This window comes from Lewinella sp. (assembly GCF_050633125.1).
GTDB lineage: Bacteria > Bacteroidota > Bacteroidia > Chitinophagales > Saprospiraceae > Lewinella.
This window is the reverse complement of sequence record NZ_JBOEFX010000206.1, coordinates 1-6,784: the sequence shown is the minus strand read 5'-3', so window position 1 is coordinate 6,784 and position 6,784 is coordinate 1. Positions and strand designations below refer to the sequence as shown.

General features: G+C 43.4%; 4 protein-coding genes. 3 read left to right on the top strand and 1 reads right to left on the bottom strand.

Annotated features, from left to right (window positions below):
* Positions 1–1,583, bottom strand: a 1,583-nt coding sequence (locus tag ACRBG0_RS28065; RefSeq protein WP_431490144.1) for a CotH kinase family protein, incomplete at its 3' end; no start/stop codon positions are given.
* Positions 1,584–1,865: 282 nt separating this feature from the next.
* Here ACRBG0_RS28065 and ACRBG0_RS28060 point away from each other — a divergent pair.
* The 3 genes from ACRBG0_RS28060 to ACRBG0_RS28050 all read left to right on the top strand — a co-directional run bounded on the left by ACRBG0_RS28060 (position 1,866) and on the right by ACRBG0_RS28050 (position 6,777).
* Positions 1,866–4,613 (top strand): ATP-binding protein, encoded by a 2,748-nt coding sequence (locus ACRBG0_RS28060; RefSeq protein WP_431490143.1) that lies wholly within the window; start codon positions 1,866–1,868, stop codon positions 4,611–4,613.
* 327 nt (positions 4,614–4,940) lie between these two features.
* Entirely contained in the window at positions 4,941–6,113 is a 1,173-nt protein-coding gene (locus ACRBG0_RS28055; RefSeq protein ID WP_431490142.1) for a T9SS type A sorting domain-containing protein, read from the top strand.
* 253 nt (positions 6,114–6,366) lie between these two features.
* Positions 6,367–6,777 (top strand): MarR family winged helix-turn-helix transcriptional regulator, encoded by a 411-nt coding sequence (locus tag ACRBG0_RS28050; RefSeq protein WP_431490141.1) that lies wholly within the window; start codon positions 6,367–6,369, stop codon positions 6,775–6,777.
* The last annotated feature ends 7 nt before the right edge of the window (positions 6,778–6,784 follow it).

The window sequence follows — 6,784 nt, the reverse complement described above, 5'->3', positions numbered from 1 at the left end:
GGGTTAGAAGTGGTGGCCGTCAGGCTGTGGTACTCATGCTCGGCTCTTTGCGGCGAGAAAATACCTGCATTGTCATTCTCGGCGTAGAGGTAGTATTGTACAAAAGTATTGTTGATGGGGAGCTCTACAGCATAGGTGCCATCGTTGGCAGCGCCATCATTGTGAAGCCCATCGTCGTACATCTCAATACGGGTAAATGGAGCACCAAATTCACTGCGGTAACCCACAAAGACGGCATTCTCGTCGGCCACAAAGGCAGAAAGGGTAACGGGGGTATTGACAACCGGTGTAGGGTCAGACACGGTAATGTCGGAGATAGCTGGTGTCGTTTGGTTAAAGTCTGCCAAGCCAAGAAGGTAGGCGGCTCTGCCATCCATCAAGTTGGTGATGCCGGGTGTTGCTCCACCACCAGGTCCAGGACCGCCATTGATGTCGTTGTAGATATTGGAGAGGAAGTTGCCGTAGGTGAAAAACTTATAGTTATCTGCCTGTACCGCTGCATCAATGGTATTGTGTAGTGTTTCAGCCGTAGCCTCGTAAGAGCCGTTTTCGAAATTTTCCTCAAGAATGGTTTTACAATGCGCGATATACATGCGTTTGTACATCGGTACGCTCAACAACTTTTGCACCAGCGGAAAGTCGGAATCGTTCTGGTTGAGTAAGTGGCTCATTTGTTGTTTAGCCGTAGTACTGTTGAGGTTGCCGCTCCCTGTCATAGAAAACCGACCGAAGGATTCGTTTAAATCCCAGATGACAGGCACAAACTGGCCATAGTCGGTACGATAGAGGTAATAGTTTTGGGCGAAAGCACCAATGTAACTGTCGAGGTTGACGAGTACATTGTTTAGCGCAAGCATCCATAAGGCACGGTCTACGTCGAGAATTTGATCAATAGCATCAAGTTCATTGGAGAGCGTGTCGCACAAGTCGATCAATTCCTGCCAGCCACCATCAGACTTTAGTTCGTAAGCATCGTAGTAGTTGGTACTGTCTTGGCCGAGGTATACAAGATTGGGGAGGTCGTTGGATTGTGGCCCTGCACCGTCAGGAGGATTACACTTAATGAAGGTATTCTTTTTGGAATAAAACCTGCTATTGACAAATTTTTTGGAAATAGATTCCGAGTTGCTGTAAAGGCCAATCAAGGTTCCATTGACATAGACATTGGCATAGTTGGAAAGCGGCGCATCCATGTATTGTCTAATAATTTGGTAGGACAATACTTCCCGCAAGAAAGAAGGATCTTTAGCGACATTACTGAGTTTAATATCGGTGTAGCCATCATAATCCTGTTCTTTGTAGGTATCCAGTTCAATGTGGAAAGGATTCTTGGTCTGGTTGGCACTATAGGTACTGTTGCCCTTGTATTTTACGCCTACGCTGTCAAACACTTCACCGTTAAGGGTGACGCTTTGGGCCATGATATACCCCCCGCTTCCAGCGTATTCAGCGTCAAGTAATTGATCCCAGTTGCTTTGTTCAAAAGTGATTTCTATGGTCTGGATGTTTTCCATATTATAGAATTCTTGGGTGAAACTGTTCGTACACAACAGAAGGAAAAGGTATAATAAGTGGTTTTTCATATTTAATTTTTAAAAGATAGAATTGTGTTTGAGATGTAAACAGAGCATCTCTTAATACTGTAAGCTATATTGTTAAGACAGCTTAGTTGGAGAAATCCCCCTCTGAAAAGGTGATCTTTTTCATTTTTTTTTAAAAATAATTTCTGTAGCCAAGTAGACTTGCTTTCTTAAGCAAAAAAACATGTCTTCTGGGTAGTATGATTTTGTGATTATAATTTGATTCTCCAAGCAGGGAGTACTCGTTTTTAAGGTTAACTTAGAGCCTAAGACATCACGTTGTTCATGAGAGTTACCGTACTTATCCTTCTGTTTTTTTTTGTATTTCCTCTGGCGCAGGGGCAAATCCAGCAGTATACCTATGAGGAGGATAAGGAGCAAAGTGTTTTATTTGATAAAAATTTACGCTTCATTGTCGATCCTACGGGCGAGCTTACCATCGCTGATATATTGGCAGACTCCAGTTTAATTGTAGTTGACCCGAAGCAGACGGAGATGCCCGACACCATTTACTACCTCTGGACGAGTGTGGAGTTAAGTAATCAAAGCAATGTTTTTCGTGATGAGTTTCTTGTTGGACTGTGGAGTATTGATTCCTTGTGGACTTATACGGTTATTGGTGATCAGGTAACAAACTTGCAAATTACGGGCGAAGGGGTGTCTGTTTGGAACAAGCATCCTTCCCACATCAAGAACATGGCTGCTATCGGCCTTTTTCCTGGAGAGACGAAGTATTTTTGGTTACGTATTCGGGTTCGTGTACCAGGGATGAAGGAATATTTACACAAAGCATTTAGTATTCAACCGGCTGTATCAATCAATAAGTACATCGTAGGGAACTTTATCTGGCAGTCTTTTTACCTGGGTTTTATGGTGCTTTTTTGCCTATTGAGCCTGTATATGTACCGTCTGTTTTGGGACCGTATATTCCTTTATTTTGCTGGATTGATGCTCAGCTTTGGCGTTTATTTTATGGCTGCTAATCGAGTGTCAGATGTGCTTTTACTTGCTTATTTTCCTTATCAGGAATTTCTGTTTATGGCCTGGGCTATATCTGGGATTGTTTTTTGCTTTACCCTTTTTATTATTAATTATTTAGACTTAAGGCAACGTTACAAACGCTTCGTTACCATTGTTTTCCTCTTTGTTGTTTTTATGGAGGCTTTTGCTCATGTGGCTCCTTTTGTGATTGGTCACAATAATTCGGTGCTCTACCATAACATAATGCTCTTTTTTTGGATTGTTTTATGTTTTTTTCCTATTACGATGACTGCCAAGTTAGGAGAACCTAAAGGGAAGATGTTGTTGCGAATGGTCTTAATTCTTTTTGTTGCTTCTATCTTTCATTTACTAACAATAAACAGAATGCCTCCTGGTCCAGGAAATGCATTTAGTTTCTTTCAGTTGGGCACAATGATATTTTCGACTGTTCTATTTTATGATCTGTTTACCCGAATTGACAACATCCGCCGGGAGAAAGACCGTTTTCAGGAACTCGATCAACTCAAGTCTCGCTTTTTTGCGAATATATCGCACGAGTTTCGTACGCCATTGACCCTCATTATGGGGCCGTTAAATCAGTTGAAAGACAAACAGACAGTAGCTGAGGATCGCAAACTCATGGGGTTGATGCACCGAAATGCAGAACGCCTATTGAGCTTAATCAATCAAATACTGGCTCTATCTAAATTGGAAGCCGGTAAGATGAAACTGGACTTGCAGCAGGTAAACTTCCCTGCCTTGCTGAAAGGAATCGTCATGTCCTTCGAGTCACTGGCCGAACAAAAAGGGGTACGCCTGAACTTTGCCAGTGAAGTAGATGAATTGGAGGTTTTAGTTGATCCCAATAAAATTGAACAAATATTTAATAACCTCCTGTCTAATGCTTTTAAATTCACAAAAACCTCGGAGGATGTAGCAGTACTACTCACGGTAAAAGAGGATTGGATAACAGTACTCGTAAAAGATACCGGACGAGGAATTCCTGCTGATCAATTGCCTCACATTTTTAACCGATTTTTTCAGGTAGAAGATGCAACATCAGAGGAAGTACCCGGTACGGGGATAGGCCTGACTTTGGTAAAAGAACTGGTCAATCTGCATGGTGGAACAATCACGGTGCGAAGCATTGAAAACAAAAGAACTTCTTTCCGGCTCCGTTTTCCTTTGAATAAAAATGAATCGAATGAGGGGGTGACAGTATCGTCATCGTTTGTTTTTCCTAAAAAAGAGCAGGTGCCATCAGCAGGCAGTTCGCCTTCCTATTTACCTATTGATCGCCACACGAGCACCACTCCGCTGGTCTTGATTATTGAAGACCATGAGGATGTGCGCTTTTATATAAAACAGAACCTACGGCAGGATTACCACTTGTTAGAAGCCGCAGACGGGCAAGATGGTATCGACAAAGCTCTGGAGCACCAGCCCGATCTCATTATCAGTGATGTGATGATGCCCAAGAAGAACGGTTACGAAGTATGCCGCACGTTGAAAAATGACCAACGCACCAGCCACATACCTCTAATATTATTGACGGCCAAAGCAGCACGCGAAGAGAAACTACACGGCCTGGAAGAAGGTGCGGATGATTATTTACTTAAACCTTTTGATACCGAAGAACTCCAATTGCGCGTACGTAATCTCATCGCTTCCCGCCAGCAACTACGCCAGCAGCGTACAGTACCCGCAGAGCAAGCTGGTATTGATCCTCAACTGAACACAACAGATCGTGCTTTCCTGGAGGGAGTATACTCAATTCTTGATATCCATCTTGATAATGAACAGTTTAGCGTAGATGTATTAGCCGAGGAAGTTGGTATGAGCCGTCGACATCTGAATCGTAAACTCAGCGCTCTTACCGACTTGTCGGCCAATCCATTTATTCGAAACTATCGATTACAAAAAGCACTTCTGATGCTTCAGCGGCAAGAAGGAAATGTGTCTGAGGTTGCCATTGCTACAGGCTTTAGCAGCACTGCTTATTTTGTGAAGTGCTTCCGCGAAAAATTCGGACAAACACCAGGTAGTTTGTAGCCAGCGCGCAGCAAACAAGGACGTGGTGCAGCAGTGGTACCTCAGGTAATAACGGATGGCCCGGTGCCGATCCCGACTGCATCAGTCGGGAGAAGGTATGGCTCCTGATTATCATAAGCTAAAATCTCTAGCTTAGGAAGATTGCTATGGAAAAATCAGCTTGCTGTCCCGTTTTTTATATAAATGTCCCAAAATTCTTACTCCTTTCCTGAAATTGATACAAGTCGACTGGTTTGTAATAACGCTCCGCTTGGTTTTGCCCACACCTTTGGGTCAAGCACGGAAAAGTACCGTGTGACACTTTTTTAATTATCAAAAAGCAATACCATGCAATTAAGTACTATTACACTTACCTTATTTTTCCTGGTCGTAGTTTGGACGACGGCCGGAGCACAAATTATCCTTACTTCAGAAAACAGTACCCCTCCGGCAGGATATACGGATAGACTTTATTTTGGGTTCACGGATGGAATAACGGTCCCCACGGGGGGAGCAGCCCAGGTGTGGGATTACGCCGATGTTGATTTTGACTTTCCGCGGGTTACCTACGTCACTGATGAGCGAGACAGTCCTATTTTTACTCAAGCATACAGCAGTGGAACAGGCTATCTTAAGTTCCAGGAGTTTGAAGCCGATGCAGTACATTACGAAGGAGCTGATGAGGAAGGCTTTTACGCTGTAGGGCGATTGATTGAGGAGACTGGCTACCCACTTACGACGATTACTGGTAACCCTGACGATACCTTCCTGTTTTTAGCAGACACGTTCACTTACGAAGGCCGGATAAATGTGTTGTCATTTCCGATGACCTACCAGGACACTTATGAAAGTGACCGTATTGAACGAACGAATCTTGCTTTAACCGTTGCAGCCTTTGGGCTCACCAATGCGCCAGTTGAATCTCGCCGTTACTACACCGAAAGCCACTCTGTGATTGGTTATGGGCAGGTGATCATTCCACTAGAGGATCATAGTCCTTCTCCTCCGATTGATGTACTACTCGTGCAAATAGATGCTACGGCAATTGACAGTTTCTTTATCGGAGGTATGGTTGCACCACCCAACTTAACGGCACCTTTCGGGGTAAGCCAGGGAATGGTTTCCACCGAGCAGGTGTTTGTCTTTTTAACGCCAGGTATGGAAGCACCTGTGGTACGTATAAACTTTGGAGCAGGCGGCGCAGAGGATTTCATTTATCGCCCCCGGGCTGCTGATTTGGTCTCCAGTACCCGCGAATTGAGCACCGCTCGCTTGCGTATCTCTCCTAATCCTGTACCTCGTGGCGGAAGTTTAAAGGTGCAGATAGATCAGGAATTTGCAGTAGGCTCCATGCGCTTACTCAATCAGCAGGGGCAAATGATTAGCGTTCCCGAAGTAAACACCCAAGGCAAACAATGCACGGTAGAAATTCCTTCACAATTGCCAGCAGGGGTTTACTACCTACAAGCTATTGACTTAAACGGTCGTATGATACCGGCTCAGAGGATCGTCGTACAATAATAAATGATGTAACGTTTTAGTAAACGGGCAGGCTACCATCAGGGGGATGGATAGCTTGCCCGTTGTTTTTTACGAAACAATTTTTAAACTATTTATTACCTTTCTTTTCTTTGTCTAGCACTCCTTCGTTAACTTCACAAGAAGGTACATTCACAGATAAATAGCTGTCATTCATTGTACTTTTGGAACAAATTTCAGTAATTCGTGTTTCACTACAATAGTTGATCTTGTAAACTATTTCAAACGCAACCTTTTGATAGATAAGAACAATAATTTTCATCCTTTGGGTAAAATTTTTGGTGAATTAGCAAAAGCTTATGCTAACCACTTTATAGAGCAATTGAAGGACTTTCCGCTGAAACGTTACTATTACCCTTTAGTGGTCATTGAATCTTACCAAGGTGATATCAATCAAACATTGCTGGCTGAAGAACTATTCTTGGACAAAGCTTCCATCGTAAGGATGCTGGATTACCTTGAAGCGGAAGAATGTATCCGTCGTGTTCAGAATCCGCAGGATAGGCGCGCTCACCTATTGGAGCTTACTCCCAAGGCAATAGCCATGATCCCTGACATTAAAAAGGCTTTACAGAAGAGCAACGAAACCTGTATAAAAGAGGCAGAGGCTCTTGGAATCACCAATATTGACGTTGAAGTTGTCTAAAAATGAT

Excerpts from the sequence above, each read along its gene's own strand:
- ACRBG0_RS28060 (WP_431490143.1), top strand. The coding sequence starts at position 1,866 with ATGAGAGTTACCGTACTTATCCTTCTGTTTTTTTTTGTATTTCCTCTG.
- ACRBG0_RS28055 (WP_431490142.1), top strand. The coding sequence starts at position 4,941 with ATGCAATTAAGTACTATTACACTTACCTTATTTTTCCTGGTCGTAGTT.